Source organism: Mucilaginibacter sp. CAU 1740, from assembly GCF_039839285.1.
Lineage (GTDB): Bacteria > Bacteroidota > Bacteroidia > Sphingobacteriales > Sphingobacteriaceae > Mucilaginibacter.
This window is the reverse complement of the sequence record NZ_JBDOQS010000001.1, coordinates 475,890-493,529: the sequence shown is the minus strand read 5'-3', so window position 1 is coordinate 493,529 and position 17,640 is coordinate 475,890. Positions and strand designations below refer to the sequence as shown.

Here is a 17,640-nt window from a genome sequence, read left to right as displayed (position 1 = left end):
ATCACGTCATTGCGAGGTACGAAGCAATCGCACGGAGGCAAATCCGCCCTGTATAGTCCGCGATTGCTTCGTACCTCGCAATGACGTGATCGTTTGTGATAATCCTCCCTATTTCATTTTACAGGATAAAACTTTTACCTTAACCCTGTTAACTTATACCTTAATGAAAAAGATCATCCTGCTGATTTTGTGTTGTGGTTTATATCTGCTTACACACGCGCAATCGGCTAATTTATATTTCGACAGGTTTGATATTAAAAAAGGCCTGCCCGAATCGAACGTTAGTATTATTAAGGAAGATAGCCAGGGATACATTTGGCTTTCAACACAAAATGGCTTGGTAAGGTACGATGGTTACCGTTACCATATTTACCAGCTGGGTTCGCCTAAACTGAACAAGCAGGTATCAACGCTGGTTTTTAGCATTATTGAAACCAGAGATAAAACTTTATGGATCACTACCCTTGCCAACGGCATTTTCAAATATAACCGCGGCACCGATAGCTTTACACAATACCCATACCCACAAAATGTAGGCTATGGCCAGCTTATTGTTGGCACAACTGATCATGATGATAACCTTTGGGGGCAGTTTTTTTCAACCATCCACGGCCTGGAGCTGATGAAGTTTAACCCCCAAACCGGCAGTTACGAAATATTTTCGGCCAAAAAAACCGGCCGGTACCATATTAACGCGCAAACATTTTCTCAGCCCATCACTACAGCCGATGGTAACATATGGCTGGGCAGCGATAACGGGATACACCGTTATAATGGCAAAAACTTCAGCAGTTACCTCACAGCAACCGATACATCAAAAATACGTGCGGTTAACCCACTGTACGAAGCCCCCTCCGAACCCGGCGTGCTCTATATGAACACTTTTCATAATTATAACCAGACATTAAGGTTTGCCCGTTATGAGGTAAGTACCGGAAAACTTAAGGAGTGGACCGCATCAAAGGTAAAAGATAGCCTGGCTAACGCAGCCATTCACGCTTTTTGGGAAGATAAAAACAAGCGTTTTTGGATAGGTATAGATCAGGGCTTATCAGAGTTTGACAGAAAAACAGGCAAATTCAGATCTTATATCCCTAACGATACGGTAAACCTTCCCCAAAAAAACAAGTTCAGCGCTTTTAAGGAAAGCCTTGATGGTAAGCTTTGGCTCACCTCTGTGGTTGGATTGGTTTATTTTGATCCTGCTACAACTCAATTTAAACGATACCTGCCCGATGCGGAAAACCCCGGATCGATACCCGGTCAATATATTTCGGGGCGCCTAATTGATCATACCAACACCCTCTGGACAGGTTCTATCAATGCAGCGGCTGCACGGGTAAATAAACTCAGGAGTTCTTTTTCGGTTATAAAAAACAACCCTGCAAAAGCCGGTTCTTATCCCGGACATATCATCTACACAAGGATGGCACCTAATGGAGATACCTGGCTAACCACAAGCCAGGGCTTTTACCGGGGGAACATATTGACTAACCAATATAAAAGGCTGCCTTTCAACCTGGATAATGATAGTTATTCGTCGGGTAGTTTTTATGGGCAAAACAACATTCTTTATATTTCAACCCAAAGTAGTGGCTTGTTAACTTATAACGTAGTAACCGGCAAAACAGAAAAATATACTAACATCCCCGGCGATACTACTTCTATCCCCACCAATAATATCCATTACATTTTTCAGGATCATACAGGTACCGTATGGATTGCCACCAACAATGCCCTGGGTATTTGTTCATTTAACCCTACCACCAAAAAGTTTACCCGTTACCCGTACCGTAACACTTATGAAAAAATAACGCCGGCAAATAAAAACTACCTGGACGATAGCCGGGCTATTACTTTTTATGAAGATCGTGAGGGCACACTTTGGGTAGGTACCAATTTTGGAGGGCTTAACCGCTTTGACAGAAAAACCGGCCGGTTTAAATCATATTTTAACAACGATGTGCGCAATGCCATTTGTATCGATAACATATTTGAAGATAGCAAAGGCAGGTTCTGGGCAGGCACCTACCTGGATGGCGTATTCCTGTTCGATCGCAAAAAAGAATTTTTTGTAAAGCATATCAATGAAAGCAACGGATTAATATTCAATTCGATAATGGGTATTAACGAGGATAATAACGGCAGGTTGTGGGTTTTAACCGAGCGTGGCTTTACCCGTATCGATCCCGGAGATATGAGTTTAAAAAACTTTTCGATGGATGATATTATGCCCGGTTATGATGCCTTTAAAGGATTGGATAACGTAACCAAACTAACCGACGGCCGGATAGCTTTCCCTGTAAATAATGGAGTAGCTTTTTTTAATCCGGATGATTTAAATGGCAGTCCATATGCACCTATTGTGCATATCGAATCAGTTACTTACAACAATCCAAAAGATAGCGAAAAAGCGTCGACCAATATTTTAACCTATGGCCGCAAATCGCTCGAATTATCTTATAACCAAAACCGGATCCAGATCAACTACGTGGGTTTGCAATATGATAATCCAGAAAAAAACACCTACGCCTACAAGCTTGATGGTTATGATAAAGGTTGGGTACATGCAGGTACGGATCGCTCGGTAACGTACAATAACCTATCGGCAGGTACTTACGTGTTTCATGTAAAGGCCGCCAATAGCTCGGGCGTATGGAACAATACCGGTGATACTTTTACTATAGTAATAGCCACAGCCTGGTACCTGCGCTGGTGGGCCTGGTTAATTTATGCGGTAGTATTTGCTTCGGCTGTTTACACTTTTATTGCCTACCGTTCGCGCCATCTAAAAAATGAGAACATTTTACTGGAACAGAAGGTAACACTCCGAACCAACGAGTTAAGCAAAGCCAACAAAGAACTAAGCGAACAACAAGAAGAGATCATTACCCAACGCGACCGTCTGGCCGAAGCTGTTGATAACCTCAAAACAACCCAACAGCAACTCATCCAATCAGAAAAATTGGCTTCGCTTGGCGAGCTTACCGCCGGTATAGCCCACGAAATTCAAAACCCATTAAACTTTGTAAACAACTTTTCAGAAGTAAGTATCGAACTGCTTGATGAAATGCAAACCGAACTAACCAATGGTGATACCGAAGAAGCACAATCCATTGCCGCCGATATTAAGCTGAACCTCGAAAAGATCCACCACCATGGCAAACGGGCCGATGGCATTGTGAAAAACATGCTGCAGCATTCGCGCGCAGGCAGTGGCAGCAAAGAGCCGGTAAACATCAATAACCTAACCGGCGAATATTTCAAGCTGGCTTATAACGGCCTTCGTGCAAAAGACAAAACATTTAATTCGGCCTTGGTTACCAATTTTGATGAAAGCCTGCCCGCTGTTAATATGGTGCAGCAAGATATAGGCCGGGTATTGCTTAACCTGTTTAACAATGCGTTTTACGCCGTTCATCAAAAGCAAAAAACTGCTGGTGATGTTTATAAGCCGGAAGTTATTGTCGAAACAAAAAACATTGCTATCGCTTCAGGAAGTCAGGCCGCAATTATTACCGTACGTGATAATGGCATCGGCATTCCTGACAGCATTAAAGAAAAGATCATGCAACCGTTTTTCACCACCAAACCTACCGGGCAGGGAACCGGATTGGGTTTATCGCTTAGTTATGATATTGTGGTGAAGGGGCACAGCGGTAAAATTGATATTGAGAGCAAAGAGGGTGAGTTTACGTTGTTTACAATTACATTGCCGGTAAACTAATATTTATAAAAGATTTTTTTAAGTAGAGACGCATCACATGCGTCTCTCACAAGACAAGCGGCCATGCTTCAGTTTGTCGCCGTAAATTGCATGCGGGAGACGCATGTGATGCGTCTCTACTTAAAATCAAACCACCAAAAAAAACTTTGCGCCTTTGCGCCTTTGCGTGCTTAAAATTCTCAAACTATCCACCTTCGAAAATCTTTGCGGCTTAGCGCCGTTGCGTGCTAAAAATAATCAACAAGATATTCTCCCCCAAAAACTGTAACATCTGCAAACCACTGTAGTCTCAATATCGTGTAAACAATTTTACAATACTACTCCCGTTAAAACATCTACCTTAGATTAAATGTTTAAATCCCGGTTAATAACCGGCTACCACCTGCAACGCCGCGCAAAAACCCAATAGGTGATACAGGTTTACCAAAAATAACACTACTACAATGGCTATTAATTTACAAAAAGGGCAAAAGATAGATATCGGCCTTTCAAAAATGACAGTTGGTTTGGGCTGGAACCCTAACGAAGGTACAGGTTATGATTTCGACCTGGATGTATCGGCCATCATGATCGATGCTAACAGGTTAGTTCCGCAAGATGAGTTTTTTGTGTTCTATAATAACGTCGATTCGCCCGAGCAATCGGTACATCATACCGGCGATGACCCAACCGGCGGTAACAGCGCTGGCGGCGATGATGAATCCATCACGGTCGATCTGACCAAGGTTGATGCCCGCATCCAGGAAATTTTGTTTGTGGTTACTATTCACGAGGCACAGGCTCGCAGGCAAAACTTTGGGCAGGTGCGTGATTCGTACATCCGCATATTGGATGATCAAACCGGATCGGAAGTTTGCAAATACGAACTGGGCGAAGATTTTTCTATCGAAACCGCTATCGAATTTGGCCGTCTGTACAAACGCGGTGGTGCATGGAAGTTTGAAGCATCGGGCGTAGGTTACAAGGAAGACCTGGCCTTCTTTTTAGGTAAATATTTTAAAGGACAAATAATTAAATAAGGCAATGGCTATCAATTTGGTAAAAGGTCAAACCATTGATCTTCGTAAAAATGATAATGGCGAAAGCTTCGATCTTTCGTCGGTTACTATTGGTTTAGGCTGGGATGTGCGTAAAACACATGGCGGCGGCTTTTTAGGCAAACTATTTAGCGGCGGAGCTGAAGAAGCCGAGTATGACCTCGATGCTATCGCCTTCCTGCTGGATAAAAATGGCAAGGTGGCTAATCGCGGTTATGCCAAACAGGCATCAAATGGTCGTACCATCAACATGTTTGAGGGAGATGTGGTTTACTTTAATTCTATGCGCCACCCATCGGGTAATATCTGGCTCACCGGCGATAACCGTACCGGCGCAGGCGATGGCGACGATGAGCAGATCATTGTAAAACTGGATGCCCTCTACCCAAAGTATGATCGCATCCTATTCCTGGTTACCATTTACCAGGGCCGCAAAAACAACCAGCACTTCGGCATGATCGATAATGCTTTTATCCGTGCGGTTGATAATCATGGCAAGGAGATAGCAAAGTTTAGTTTATCCGGAGATTCTACCTACAATGGCATGTGTTCGATGACCTTTGCTGAAGTATATCGTAAAGATGGCAGCTGGAAGTTCCGCGCTATCGGCGAGCCGCATATGACGGATACTTTTGTGGATATATTGAAAGGATATTAAGGAAAGAATCAAGAAAGCAAGAGACAAGAACCAAGAAAGTAAGAGGCAGGAAAGCAAGAACCAGGAAGCAAGATTTGGGTGGAAGAGTCCTCTCTTGATTCTTGTCTCTTGATTTCTTGCCTCTCTCAAAAACATGCAAATCTACCATCACTATTCATTTGATCTGTGGCTAACACTCATCAAATCAAACCCATATTTCAAGATCGAGCGCACCAAAATTTTTCACCGCGATTTCAATCCCGCAGGTAAAAGTATTGATGATGTGGCCAGGGCGTTCCGCCAGGTTGACCTCATGTGCAATGCAGTAAACGAGCGTACAGGTAAAAATATCGATGCAGACGAAATGTACCTGATGGTGATCAGCATGATCAACGATAACCAGTATCCGTTAGCCGATATCGACGTTGATAAACTATACCTCGATATGGAGAAGCTGCTGTTCTACTACCTACCGGTGGTTTACTCACCTGTAACAATTGATGTTTTGCATACTCTAAAACAAAAAGGTGACTGCACCCTTAGCATTTTAAGCAATACAGGTTTTATTAAGGGCGAAACTTTAAGAAAAGTAATGGTTAACTTAGGCCTGCATGATTTTTTCAGTTTCCAGCTGTATTCGGACGAGGAAGGCATGTCGAAACCTAACCAAACCTTATTTAACCTGATGATACAAAACGTTAAGGATTACAATAAAACCAAACAAATAAAGCCCGAAAACATTGTTCACATAGGCGATAACCCAAAGGCCGATATTGAAGGGGCCGAAGCTGCGGGGCTAAAAAGCCTGCTTGTTAACTCAAACACCACATCAATATTAAGCCTGCTAAGCTTATGAAAGCAACCTATTCATTACATCACATCAACAGCGCAACGCATTTTGGCTTTGATGCCGACGATTACAGTCGCTTTAAATTTGGCGATGGCGATGTATCGCGCTCGTTTGGTGCCGATCTGGCCGAAGGCTTTATCCGCGATCAATTAAGCAAACAGCCTGTTGATCAGCAAATAGTAGTGATTTCCAGTCCGTATTCGTTTATACCTACGGCTACCTTCGCCATGAAAAACCATTTTGTGTGCGGCCTTAACCGCTGGCTGGCCGAACATGGTTATCCGGTAGTACAAGAAACCAAGGTGCACCGCACCATAACCTATAAAGAAGATTACGGCGAGTTAAATGCCGAGCAAAGGTTAAAGCTGATAGGTAACGACTCGTTCCATATTGATAAAGATTTTCTCACCGGCAAAACGTTGTTGTTTCTGGATGATATCAAGATCACGGGCAGCCATGAACGCATGATCATGAAAATGGTGGAAGAGTATGGTTTACAGAATGATATTTACATGCTTTACTTTGCCGAGCTGGTGAACAAAAACATACACCCCAACATCGAGAATTTTCTGAATTATCACCATGTAAAAAATATCTTTCACCTTAATGATATCATTAAGGCCGATCATTTTTGCGTTAACACCCGTATAGTAAAATACCTCCTGAATTACGAGCATGAAAGTTTTTGCATTTTTATACAAGATCAAAGCAGCAAATTCATAAACTTGCTATACGATATGGCTTTAGGCAACGGTTACCATACCATTGATGCTTATGCCGATAACCTTAACTTTATTAAACAGAACCTATTAACAAACACTCATAAATTAATTAAACATGGCAATTAACTTGCAAAAAGGCCAGCGGGAGGCAATTAACGCCCCTAAATTTACTGTAGGCCTTGGCTGGGACACCAATAACTCATCTACCGGTTCGGCATTTGACCTTGATGCCTCAATATTTATTTTAGGCGATAACAAGAAACTACCTGCCGACGAGTTTTTCGTTTTCTATAACAACCCAAAATCTCCGGATGGGGCGGTTGAGCATACCGGCGATAACTTAACAGGTGCAGGCGATGGCGACGATGAGCAGATCATTGTTGATCTATCAAAGATCGATCCCCGCGTTACTGAAATTTGTATTGTAGTTACCATTCACGAAGCTGAAAGCCGCCGCCAGAATTTTGGCCAGGTGCGCAATTCGTTCGTACGCATTTTTGATGCCGCTACAAACACCGATATCCTGAAATACGAACTGGAGGAAGATTTTTCGATAGAGACTGCCGTTGAATTTGGCCGCATCTACAAAAAAGATAACAACTGGAAATTTGAAGCTGTAGGCGCTGGCATGAAAGGCGGCTTGCAGGATTATTTAACCAAATACAATTAATAAGTATGGCAATTAATCTTCAAAAAGGGCAACGCATCAGTCTTGAAAAAAGCAATGGCAGCAAGCTGCAAAATGTATGCGTTGGTATAAACTGGGGCGCTATCGAAAAAAAGGGCCTTTTTGGTTTCGGCACAACTAAAGAAGCGGTTGACCTTGATGCCAGCTGTATTTTATACAATGACGCTAAACAGCTGATAGATGTGATCTATTTCGGAAACCTGCGTTCAAAAGATCATGCCGTTAAACACAGCGGCGATGACCTTACCGGCGATATGGCAGGTAACGATGGACTGGATAACGAAGTGATCACGGTTGATTTCGGTACGCTTAGCCCCACTGTTACCTATGTAGCTTTTGTGCTGAACAGCTTCCGCGGGCAGGATTTTGGTACTATTCCATTTGCCTCTATCCGCATTTACGAAGGAACGCCGAAACGTGTTAACGAAGTTTTCGCGACCTACGATATTGCGCACAGCAAAGATTTTGCAGGCCATGTATCTATGGTGATGGGCGTATTTTATCAAAAGAACGGCGAATGGAAATTTAACGCCATTGGCGAGCCAACGCGCGACCGCAAGCTGGAAGAAACTGTTAAAACTGTAACAGCAAATTATTTATAGGTAATACCAACACCCGTTTACCCGGGCGCTATTTGTCATCACAATTATTAATCAATTACGACAATGGAAAACACACCGCTTAATGATGATTTAAATCTAAATATACCACCGCTTATTACTCCAACCAATTTGGATATCCCGGCGGCGGCAGCAGCACCACAGGGCAGCAACGTGCCTATGAAGGTAGATAAACAAGGCAACGTAAACCTTGAGGCTATACCTAACCAGGACCTGCAAAAGTACAATGACATGAGCAAGGATATCAATCCTTCTGATGTTAACTCGATACTGAACTACGGCGTTGAGCTGCAAGGCTCAATGGAGAAATACAGTAACAATTTCCTCACTTCGGTACGTACCTATAATTCGGGCGAGGTTGGCGGTTTGATCAATGACCTGCTTACCGAGCTTAACTATATTGATGTTGATGAGCTGAACCAAAACGCGTTCTCGTCATTTATATCACATATCCCTTTTATGAAAAAGCTGGTGGTTGATGCCAAAAAGCTTTTCCAGAAGTACGATACCGTTGTTAACAACATTGATAAGATCACCAACAAGATCAAGGCCGGTCGCGTGAATTCGTTGAAGGATAACAGTTCGCTTCAAACCATGTTTGATAGCAATGTTACCTACATTAAGCAAATGGAAGACCTGATCATTGCCGGGCAGATCAAATACAATGAGCTGAACGAAAAGCTGGCCGTAATGGAAGGCAACCCAACAGGCTACCAGGATTATGAAATTGCCGATCTACGCGATTTTGTTACCCGCTTGGATAAACGCCTGGCCGATTTAAAGGTTGTCCGTTTCATTATGCTGCAATCGCTGGCACAGATCCGTGTGGTGCAGAACAACAATACCACCATTGCCGAGAAAGCACAATCTATCGTATCAACCACTATCCCGGTTTGGAAAAACCAGTTAACCATTGCCGTTGCCCTGCACCGCCAAAAGGAAAACGTGGAGATGCAGAAAAAGATCTCGGATACTACCAACACTATTTTGCAAAAGAATGCCGAAATGCTGAAACAAAACAGCATCGAAGTAGCCCGCGAAAATGAGAAAACCGTAGTATCATTGGATACGCTAAAACGTACTACGTCATCACTCATTGAAACCTTAACAGAGGTAAAACGCATCCACGACGAAGGCACCGCCAACCGCCGTACGCTGAACACCGAGCTTCAAAATTTAGAAACAGAGTTGAAGAAAACGGTTACGAGTGTGAGTTAAACCTCATTCCGATTGAAGGAAAATTCAACCACATGTCATTGCGAGGTACGAAGCAATCGCACGGAAGCAGGTCCGCCCTGTACTGTTCGCGATTGCTTCGTACCTCGCAATGACGTTTTTGTGTAAGTGCACTTCTCTCCTCCCCCTCAAACATTCAATCCCATAAATTTGTATTTTTACAGTTAAATAATTGGGTACCGCACGTTGATGGATGAAAACAGGTTAAATATTCTTAACGAATCGAACAGAATGCTGAGCAAGCTTCAGTTGCTTTCGGTTTTTTTTGAGGATGAACTGATCTATAAAATTTACCTGCGTACCCAGGTTATCCATAAGCTGTTTGAAACCAACCCCGAGCTGGATATCAACAAACTTGAGCTTTTCCATATCCAGTTTACCACCAGCCTGGTCGATCTGTTAAGGAAGATCAAAAAGAATAATGAAACTAACGTGAGTTTGGTTTTTGACGAGATCGATCTTACCCGGGAGATGATCGATAAAATGGATGATAACCAGCTTAGCGAGCAAAGTTTTAAAATAGATCAGCAACGCCAGGCTTTAAAAATCAACCTGTCGCTGCGCAAGCTTTACCAGGTACTATCGGATAACTCGACCGATTATCCGTTCTCCAAAAACATTAATGCTTTTAGCCTGCGGTATGCTCCGGATTTCTTTTTCAATATCAGTCCCGAGCTTTATACCGAACTGATCCAGTACAATTTCAATGAAACTTATCATAACACTTACGCTACTATTCAGCGTAAATTGATGGGGATCATTAATAAATACGAGTTCCGTACAGAGTTTTATTGTGGATTGAAAGCAAGTAACCTGGTACTGGAAGTATATAAACTGCTGGATGAAGACAGGCATTTTTTATTTTCGCCTGCCAATAATTTATTCATATTTTGCGATGTAGATAAGCTTGACGGGATTAACCGTACCAACAACTTATCGCGCAAAGAGCGGCTGATGCACGAACTGCAGGATAAAACCAACAAACTGCAAAGCGATGTGGTAGCCATGAAAGCGCATATGCCGGCCGAAATTAAAAGCCTGCTGGCCGAAAACTATAAAAAGCTAAACGACATTAATTTTCTGCAAAACATCAGCGAAATTGATGTACAGGCCAACATATTAAAATCAATGCTTAACACCGATATCATATAAAATAAATCTATGGATTTTTTACACTACCTGCTTGGCCCCGACCTGAAGGCCGGCGTTCTGATCATTTTAAACCTGATAGTTATTGAGAGCTTGCTCTCTGTAGATAATGCTGCCGTGCTGGCCACCATGGTGCTCGATCTGCCACCAAGTCAACGTAAAAAAGCGTTGCGTTATGGTATTATTGGCGCATATGTATTACGTGGCGTTTGCTTGTTTTTGGCAGCCTGGTTGGTATCTGTTTGGTGGTTAAAACCATTAGGCGGCTTGTACCTTATATACCTCGCCTTTAACTATTTTAAAGGTAAAATACAGGAAGCAAATGGCGGCGGCGAAGATGAAGCAGTTGATAAAACACAAAACTGGCTTTACAAATCAACCGTGGGCGTTATTGGGCAGCTTTGGGCAACCATCGCGTTGGTGGAGCTGATGGATTTAGCCTTCTCTATCGATAACGTATTCGCGGCTGTGGCATTCACTGATCATAAAATGCTGATCTATATCGGAGTGTTTATCGGCATACTGGCCATGCGTTTTGTGGCGCAGGCATTTGTTAAGCTGATGGAAAAATTTACTTTCCTGGAAACAGTAGCATTTTTGGTGATCGGAATTTTAGGATTTAAACTGGCCTCATCATTATATGTACACTTTTACCCGGAAGCCGGTTTTTCCAAACTTATGGAAGGCGAAAGCGCAGATATTTTCACATCGGTACTTACAGTAGCCTTGTTCATTATTCCGGTATTAACCTCGCTATTGTTCAACTTCCCAAAAAGGCATACCGTTAAGCCCGAAGTTGCAGAAGCAGCAGAGGATGTTTTGGATAAACAGTAGTTCAGTTGGCAGTTGTGCGGTTTGCAGTAGGCAAGTCAATACATAAACCAAAGCGCGGCATTGTGCGATTCCCTCCCCTGGGAAGGTGTAGGGAGGGGTTTCTTCATCATGCATACTCGTTATAGCATGGCGTATAAACCCCTCCCTGCCACTACGCAAGCCATCGCACCCCTCCCGAGTGAGGGAATTTAGAAGATATTAATTAAATCATGTTTTTAAACAAAACCATAGCCTCCATATTCGGCATCGGCTTTTTAAAAGGCGGGGGCACTTACGCGGCTATTGTAACCTGCGGGTTGATCTGGCTGCTTTGGCAGAGTCCGGCGCTGCAAAACCCCTGGTATTTATTCGCTATTACCATATTTATTACCGCCCTCGGCGTATACGTAGGCAACAAAGTTGAACCCGAATGGGGCGAAGATAGCTCACGTGTAGTGATCGACGAGGTGGCAGGTATGCTTATCGCTGTGCTATTCATTCCGCCTAATTTTTATTTCCTGCTGGCAGGGTTGGTGCTGTTCCGCTTTTTTGATATTGTTAAGCCGCTTGGCGTACGCAAAATGGAAGATCTGGGCGGTGGACTGGGTGTGATGATGGATGATGTGCTGGCCGGAGTTTATTCCAATATCCTGCTTTGGGTGGGGTATTTTTTGTGGATGAAGTTTGGGAAGTAAGGCTTACTGAGCATACCAGACTTACGAAGTTTTAAAAACTTCGTAAGTCTTAAAAAGTTACCCAGCTTTAAAAGTCTGTCATCCTGAGCGATAGCGAAGGATCTTCTTCAATAAGCAAAGCGGCTATACAGGGCGAAGAAGATGCTTCGTTCCTCAGCATGACAAAAGCTTTTTGACGGAGGTCGTTAACTACAACTTCTTCACCTCAATATTCCTGTACCACACATCAGCGCCGTGATCCTGTAGCACAATATGCCCGGTTTTAAACGTGCCGAAATCTGGCCATTCTTTAAACTTACTGCCTGCTACCAGTTTTTTCCAGTTATCATCCCAAAGGGTAGTTGATAATACATGCTCCCCGTTGATGGTAAAATCAAGCTTGCTGTTATTGCACACGATTTCCACCTGGTTCCATTCGCCGGCAGGCTTAACTACTTCTTTTGATATCGAGATCAGATCGTATAGATCTCCCGCTCGGTGTTTGATCAGCTTGCCGTCTTCGTTCTCTTTGTTATCAACAACCTGGCATTCCGGCCCGGTGAAATAGCTGTACTTATATTTCGCAGTATCTTCCTTAACCAAAAACAAAATACCGCTGTTGCCTGCTTTCGAGATCTTCCATTCCAACTTCAAATCAAAGTTGGTGTACTCTTCATCACTAACCATGTCGCCGCCGTTTTTGCTTTGCCAATCACCTTTTTGCGAGGCATCGAGGTGCAGCGTACCATCCTCAGCTTTCCAGGCCGCACCAGGGGCAGCTTTGCCGTAAGCATGCCAACCTTTGGTGGTTTTGCCATCAAACAATGAAGTAAAGCCCGAAGCTGTACTGTCTGTAGCGGTTGTAGTTGCGTTAGATGCTGTAGTATCTTCCTTATTATAGTTTTTCGGCGTTGATGAATGGCAGGCGCTTAAGGCTATGCTGCCTGCAAGCAATGCTAAAAGTGGTTTGTTCATTAGTTTTATGTTTTAGTTTTGTGTGTTTATAAGTTTCCCTTTTTTATTTCGCCAACGGCGTAAGTAGCTGCGCGGGCTGTTAAGGCCATGTATAATATGGATGGGCTTTGGTTGCCGGTGCTTGTCATGCAGGCACCATCCGTAACAAAAACATTTTTGCATAAATGCAGCTGGTTCCAATTGTTCAATAATGACGTTTTGGGATCTTTTCCCATACGCACGCCGCCCATTTCGTGAATATCCAATCCGGGAGCCTGCTTATTTTCGTGTTTCTGGATATTTTTGCAGCCTGCTTTCTCAAACATATCAGCAGTTTGGGTTAAAAAATCCTGGATCATGCGTTCGTCGTTATCATCATACTCAACCGAGGTGATCAATAGCGGTATCCCCCATTGATCTTTTTGATCTTTACTCAATCGCACGTGATTACTTTCTTTAGGGATGGTTTCACCTTGCAGGTACATATAGGCGCTCCAACTCCCCGGTTCGGTCAATGAATCTTTATAAGCACCGCCTACTTCGCCTTGTTCTGTTTCAGCCCGATGTTGGTTGCGGTATGCCCCCATAAAGGTGGTAAAGCCGCCTTTATAATCGGTTTCCTGTTTGTGCAAATTGCGGTAATTGGCAAGGATCAATTCGGTAGGGTTACGGCCGAAATAGTATCTATCTAAAAAGCCATCCATATCGGCACTAACCGATGCACGGTAGTTTTGGAAAGCGATATATTTGCCCAGCAATCCATTATCATTACCTAAACCGTTAGGAAATCGATTGGATGTTGAATTAAGCAAAATGAGATTAGTATTTAATGCCGAGGCATTCATAAAAATCACTTTAGCTTTATAAATGATCTCCTCTTTAGTATTGGTATCGATAACTTTCACCCCACTCGCTTTACCCAGCTTTTCATCATAGATAACCGAATGCACAACCGAAAACGGCCTAACGGTCAAATTACCCGTTTTCTTAGCCCAGGGCAGCGTTGAACTCACCGAGCTAAAATATCCGCCAAACGGGCAGCCCCGCATACATAGGTTACGGGCCATACACTTCACCCGTCCCTGATCGATATGGATTTGTTTTGGCTCGGTAATATGCGCCCAGCGGGCGTGCACCAAATGCCTGTCGGGATAGTTTTCTTTTATTTTTTTGCTGATGTGTTCCTGCACGGCATTCATATCAAAGGGCGGCAGAAACTCGCCATCGGGCATGGCCTCTATCCCATCCTTATTACCGCAAACACCAATAAATTTCTCTACGTGCGAATACCATGGTGCTACATCGTCATAACCAATAGGCCATTCAATGCCATAACCAAAACGTGCCGGGTTTTCAAATTCGTACTTGCTCCAGCGTTGGCAGGCCCTGCCCCAGGTGAGCGACTTACCACCAACCTGGTAGCCACGGATCCAATCAAATGGCTTTTCCTGTATATAAGGATGATCGTTATCCTTCACAAAAAAGTGGTGGTCATCCTCTCCATAACCTGCCGCCTTACTTATGAGCGGGTTTTCATCCAAAAAAGCTTTGGTCATCTGGCCACGGTGCTTAAACTCCCATGGATCCATGGTGGCGGTTGGATAATCTTTAATATGTTGCACATCCCGGCCGCGCTCCAAAACAAGGGTTTTCAGGCCTTGCTCACACAACTCTTTGGCGGCCCATCCGCCACTAATGCCCGAGCCTATAACAATGGCATCATAAGTAAGCTGTTCGGCTTTGTTTTCGGGTTGATCGGGCATTGGCATAATTGGTTATGATTAAATTAACTGTTTAAGGACAAATAGGTTTTAATTAAGCTGCGAAGCGGCGGCATTATCCAAAAATACCTGCGCGTTGGGCAAGGTTTTGAATATGGAAGCAGGTACATCATTAGTAACAACGCCTTGCAGGGCTTCGGCTATGATGGCTGCCTTTTTCGATCCACCAGCAATCAACACAGGCACGGCAGACTCAGCCAAATGACGTAAACCAAGGGTGATCCCCTCGGTCAATATAGCGGTATCATTAGTAAAATATTTCTGCGCAACATCAATGGTGATTTGTGCCAATGGCGAATGGTGCGCGTACGAATGAAAATCGGCACCCGGCTCGTTCAAACCTATGTGACCGTTAAGTCCAACGCCTACTATCATCATATCCAGTCCGCCGTGTTTTTCGATGTGTTTGTTCATCGCTTTGCACTCGGCATCCAGGTCATCCGCGGTAGCGTCAAAAAACTTCACTTTACCGGGTGAGATATTGAGCGGCTTAAAAAAATGTTTTTCGAGGTAGTGGGTGCAGCTGCCGTCGTTCTCTTTGCTCAGGCCTACCCATTCGTCGAGGCCAACAAAATTGGTTTGGCTAAAATCAACCAGGCCACGGGTAACGTATTGTACCAAATAATCGAACATTCCGGTAGGCGACTCGCCGGAAGGAAAACAGATCAGCGCGTCGGGTTTCTGATTAACAAGGGTAACCACCAAATCGGCTACCGCTTTCGACATGGTATTGTAATCGGTATAGGTATGTATTTTCATCGTTATTTATTATTGAGCCAAAGGTTTACGGGTTTATCAATTTTGGCGCTAAAAGGTAATTCGATTTTTTTGCCCGCTCCGGCTGATGCATAGGCGGCATAGATCAGCTCTAACACCGCGCGGCCATCTTCGCCGGTTACCAGCGGAGTCTTGTCGTTCTGTACACAATCAATAAAGTGTTTCAACTCGTGCGGATAGCCCTGGTTAAAGGCTTCCTCAAAAATGGTATAACTCCAGCCTTGGGTGGTATCGGTTTTCTCCATGGCATAACCGTAGCCTTCTTTACTATAAGTTACCGCGGCATTGCCCATAAACAAATCGGCATAAATTACGCCGCCGGTACCGTGAATTTCGCACCTATCGTCCATACCGCCGTGTTTGGCCCAGCTGTTTTCGGCTACGCCGGTTACACCGTTTTCAAATTCTACAATAATTACTGAGTTATCTTCACCCTTGGTGCGCTCCTTGTGCAATATGGTGTTCATACTTGCATAAACGCTTTTTGGTTTGGCGTTATTCAACATCCATCTAAACCAACCCAAGGCGTGGCAGCCCATATCCATGATAACCCCACCGCCCGAAAAGTTGATATCATAAAACCAATCTGAATGCGGACCGGAATGTTTTTCACCCTGTTTCAGCATGTAGATCTCGCCTACGGCACCTTCCTTCACCAAATGCCTGGCACGCTCATATTTTGGCGCGAAGCATAGCTCTTCAGCATACATCAGCTTTACGTTATTGGCTTTGCAAACGGCTATCATCTCGTCGGCTTCTTCCAACGTTACTGCCAGCGGCTTTTCGATAATGATGTGCTTGCCTGCTTTTGCGGCTTTGATACTCGCTTCGGCATGGAGATAATTGGGCAGGCAGATATCTACTACTTCGCAGCCCGATTCGGCAATCAGCTTATCGATATCATCAAACCATTGCGGGATGTGGTATTTTTCGGCAAAGGCTTGTGCTTTTTCTCCTTTGCGGGCATAGCAGGCTACTACCTCGGCTTCGGGGATAAAGCGATGGTATGATTCCATGTGGATATCGGTTATAAAACCGGCACCCAGTATGGCAACTTTGGTTCGTTTCATATAAAGTTTTGTATATAGTTTGGCGCTGATAATTGGGGCAGCGCGCAGGATTTAGCGGTTAAGAATACTATTCAAGATTAATGAATAATATTTTAAAATTGAAAAGTTTTGGAAGATGAAGGGGGTGCAAATTAGAGTTTGTATATCTCATGCGAAAGGTAGATAAAGTTTACTCTCATCTGGTACTTTTGCATGCAGCATTCGTTATTCCCGTTATATAAACACCTGTATTTTAACGTACAAACATTGGCCGCTCATTTGCCGCGGAGGCTGTTACTTTTGGCTTAGCCCAAAAGTAACCAAAAACCCAAGACAGAAAAAAGCTTCAGCCCGCAAGGCCATACGCCCGGCCCGCTTTTCTGTCAGGCCACCGCGCTTTTGACTTGACTAATATGACGCCCTCGCGCTTCTATTGTTGGAATATTTTTCCCTTCTGATTTACCCCTCCAACACATGCTTCTTGATAAACTCGATAGTTGATTCGGGCAGGGAATTGCCGCTGGCTTGGGTTAGGGTGCCGTCGGGTTGGATCTCGAGTTCGGCGTTGATGTTGTTATCGATGAAAACGTGGAGTTTGTTTTGTTCCTTTTCAACCTTACAGGTAAGCTCGCGTTCGGAGTAATTGATCAGAAATTCGTATTTCCCATCTTTGGCTGCAGGTATGGTGTCATTTTGATCTTTCATGGCGATATGTTTATTGGGATAACATCGCCGGGAGCTGGATAGTTTACTTTATTGACAAATTAAATGCATGTGCAAACACGCTTTTTGAAAGGCCGAAAAAAAAGAGATAGCCCGCCGGCTGTCTCTTTTTTTAATTTAAGTTGACTGACCTCATTATTTATCATAAAGAACTAATTGGTTAGAACGATAATAACAATTGACCAAATATAAGCACTATAGAA

16 protein-coding genes are annotated in these 17,640 nt (G+C 43.7%); 11 read left to right on the top strand and 5 right to left on the bottom strand.

Annotation, left to right across the window (positions count from 1 at the left end):
• Positions 1-163: 163 nt before the first annotated feature.
• The 11 genes from AAFN85_RS02255 (at position 164) to AAFN85_RS02205 (ending at position 12,174) form a co-directional block, all read left to right on the top strand.
• Entirely contained in the window at positions 164-3,727 is a 3,564-nt protein-coding gene (locus AAFN85_RS02255) for a two-component regulator propeller domain-containing protein (RefSeq protein WP_347525328.1), read from the top strand.
• Between the two features lie 443 nt (positions 3,728-4,170).
• Positions 4,171-4,746, top strand: coding sequence for a TerD family protein (locus tag AAFN85_RS02250; RefSeq protein WP_347525327.1), 576 nt, complete (start codon positions 4,171-4,173; stop codon positions 4,744-4,746).
• Between the two features lie 4 nt (positions 4,747-4,750).
• Positions 4,751-5,422: a TerD family protein gene (locus AAFN85_RS02245; protein ID WP_347525326.1), complete on the top strand. Its 672-nt coding sequence runs from the start codon at positions 4,751-4,753 to the stop codon at positions 5,420-5,422.
• 133 nt (positions 5,423-5,555) lie between these two features.
• Positions 5,556-6,257, top strand: coding sequence for an HAD family hydrolase (locus AAFN85_RS02240; RefSeq protein WP_347525325.1), 702 nt, complete (start codon positions 5,556-5,558; stop codon positions 6,255-6,257).
• Positions 6,254-7,099: a phosphoribosyltransferase family protein gene (locus tag AAFN85_RS02235; RefSeq protein ID WP_347525324.1), complete on the top strand. Its 846-nt coding sequence runs from the start codon at positions 6,254-6,256 to the stop codon at positions 7,097-7,099. Before AAFN85_RS02240 ends, AAFN85_RS02235 begins: the two co-directional genes overlap by 4 nt.
• A complete protein-coding gene (locus tag AAFN85_RS02230) occupies positions 7,089-7,643 on the top strand; it encodes a TerD family protein (protein ID WP_347525323.1) in 555 nt (184 codons plus the stop codon). The genes AAFN85_RS02235 and AAFN85_RS02230 overlap by 11 nt, the downstream gene beginning before the upstream one ends.
• A 5-nt stretch (positions 7,644-7,648) precedes the next feature.
• On the top strand, positions 7,649-8,263 hold the full coding sequence (locus AAFN85_RS02225) for a TerD family protein (RefSeq protein ID WP_347525322.1): 615 nt from the start codon (positions 7,649-7,651) through the stop codon (positions 8,261-8,263).
• Positions 8,264-8,326: 63 nt separating this feature from the next.
• Complete coding sequence (locus AAFN85_RS02220) at positions 8,327-9,499, top strand: toxic anion resistance protein (protein WP_347525321.1); 1,173 nt, start codon at positions 8,327-8,329, stop codon at positions 9,497-9,499.
• A 207-nt stretch (positions 9,500-9,706) separates the two neighbouring features.
• On the top strand, positions 9,707-10,669 hold the full coding sequence (locus tag AAFN85_RS02215; RefSeq protein ID WP_347525320.1) for a hypothetical protein: 963 nt from the start codon (positions 9,707-9,709) through the stop codon (positions 10,667-10,669).
• Between the two features lie 9 nt (positions 10,670-10,678).
• Positions 10,679-11,500 (top strand): DUF475 domain-containing protein, encoded by an 822-nt coding sequence (locus tag AAFN85_RS02210; RefSeq protein ID WP_347525319.1) that lies wholly within the window; start codon positions 10,679-10,681, stop codon positions 11,498-11,500.
• Between the two features lie 209 nt (positions 11,501-11,709).
• Entirely contained in the window at positions 11,710-12,174 is a 465-nt protein-coding gene (locus AAFN85_RS02205; protein ID WP_347525318.1) for a phosphatidylglycerophosphatase A, read from the top strand.
• Between the two features lie 189 nt (positions 12,175-12,363).
• Here AAFN85_RS02205 and AAFN85_RS02200 read toward each other — a convergent pair whose 3' ends face one another.
• From AAFN85_RS02200 to AAFN85_RS02180, 5 genes are all read right to left on the bottom strand, one after another.
• Complete coding sequence (locus AAFN85_RS02200) at positions 12,364-13,128, bottom strand: DUF1080 domain-containing protein (protein ID WP_347525317.1); 765 nt, start codon at positions 13,126-13,128, stop codon at positions 12,364-12,366.
• A 26-nt stretch (positions 13,129-13,154) separates the two neighbouring features.
• On the bottom strand, positions 13,155-14,870 hold the full coding sequence (locus tag AAFN85_RS02195) for a GMC family oxidoreductase (RefSeq protein WP_347525316.1): 1,716 nt from the start codon (positions 14,868-14,870) through the stop codon (positions 13,155-13,157).
• A gap of 48 nt (positions 14,871-14,918) precedes the next feature.
• On the bottom strand, positions 14,919-15,647 hold the full coding sequence (locus AAFN85_RS02190) for a glucosamine-6-phosphate deaminase (protein ID WP_347525315.1): 729 nt from the start codon (positions 15,645-15,647) through the stop codon (positions 14,919-14,921).
• 2 nt (positions 15,648-15,649) lie between these two features.
• A complete protein-coding gene (locus AAFN85_RS02185) occupies positions 15,650-16,735 on the bottom strand; it encodes a Gfo/Idh/MocA family oxidoreductase (RefSeq protein ID WP_347525314.1) in 1,086 nt (361 codons plus the stop codon).
• 438 nt (positions 16,736-17,173) lie between these two features.
• Positions 17,174-17,419, bottom strand: coding sequence for a hypothetical protein (locus tag AAFN85_RS02180; protein WP_347525313.1), 246 nt, complete (start codon positions 17,417-17,419; stop codon positions 17,174-17,176).
• Positions 17,420-17,640: the final 221 nt, after the last annotated feature.

Coding starts and splice junctions, on each gene's coding strand:
- AAFN85_RS02230 (WP_347525323.1), top strand. CDS start 7,089: ATGGCAATTAACTTGCAAAAAGGCCAGCGGGAGGCAATTAACGCCCCT.
- AAFN85_RS02235 (WP_347525324.1), top strand. CDS start 6,254: ATGAAAGCAACCTATTCATTACATCACATCAACAGCGCAACGCATTTT.
- AAFN85_RS02245 (WP_347525326.1), top strand. CDS start 4,751: ATGGCTATCAATTTGGTAAAAGGTCAAACCATTGATCTTCGTAAAAAT.
- AAFN85_RS02250 (WP_347525327.1), top strand. CDS start 4,171: ATGGCTATTAATTTACAAAAAGGGCAAAAGATAGATATCGGCCTTTCA.
- AAFN85_RS02205 (WP_347525318.1), top strand. CDS start 11,710: ATGTTTTTAAACAAAACCATAGCCTCCATATTCGGCATCGGCTTTTTA.
- AAFN85_RS02215 (WP_347525320.1), top strand. CDS start 9,707: ATGGATGAAAACAGGTTAAATATTCTTAACGAATCGAACAGAATGCTG.
- AAFN85_RS02225 (WP_347525322.1), top strand. CDS start 7,649: ATGGCAATTAATCTTCAAAAAGGGCAACGCATCAGTCTTGAAAAAAGC.
- AAFN85_RS02190 (WP_347525315.1), bottom strand. CDS start 15,647: ATGAAAATACATACCTATACCGATTACAATACCATGTCGAAAGCGGTA.
- AAFN85_RS02185 (WP_347525314.1), bottom strand. CDS start 16,735: ATGAAACGAACCAAAGTTGCCATACTGGGTGCCGGTTTTATAACCGAT.
- AAFN85_RS02180 (WP_347525313.1), bottom strand. CDS start 17,419: ATGAAAGATCAAAATGACACCATACCTGCAGCCAAAGATGGGAAATAC.
- AAFN85_RS02210 (WP_347525319.1), top strand. CDS start 10,679: ATGGATTTTTTACACTACCTGCTTGGCCCCGACCTGAAGGCCGGCGTT.
- AAFN85_RS02240 (WP_347525325.1), top strand. CDS start 5,556: ATGCAAATCTACCATCACTATTCATTTGATCTGTGGCTAACACTCATC.
- AAFN85_RS02220 (WP_347525321.1), top strand. CDS start 8,327: ATGGAAAACACACCGCTTAATGATGATTTAAATCTAAATATACCACCG.
- AAFN85_RS02200 (WP_347525317.1), bottom strand. CDS start 13,128: ATGAACAAACCACTTTTAGCATTGCTTGCAGGCAGCATAGCCTTAAGC.
- AAFN85_RS02255 (WP_347525328.1), top strand. CDS start 164: ATGAAAAAGATCATCCTGCTGATTTTGTGTTGTGGTTTATATCTGCTT.
- AAFN85_RS02195 (WP_347525316.1), bottom strand. CDS start 14,870: ATGCCCGATCAACCCGAAAACAAAGCCGAACAGCTTACTTATGATGCC.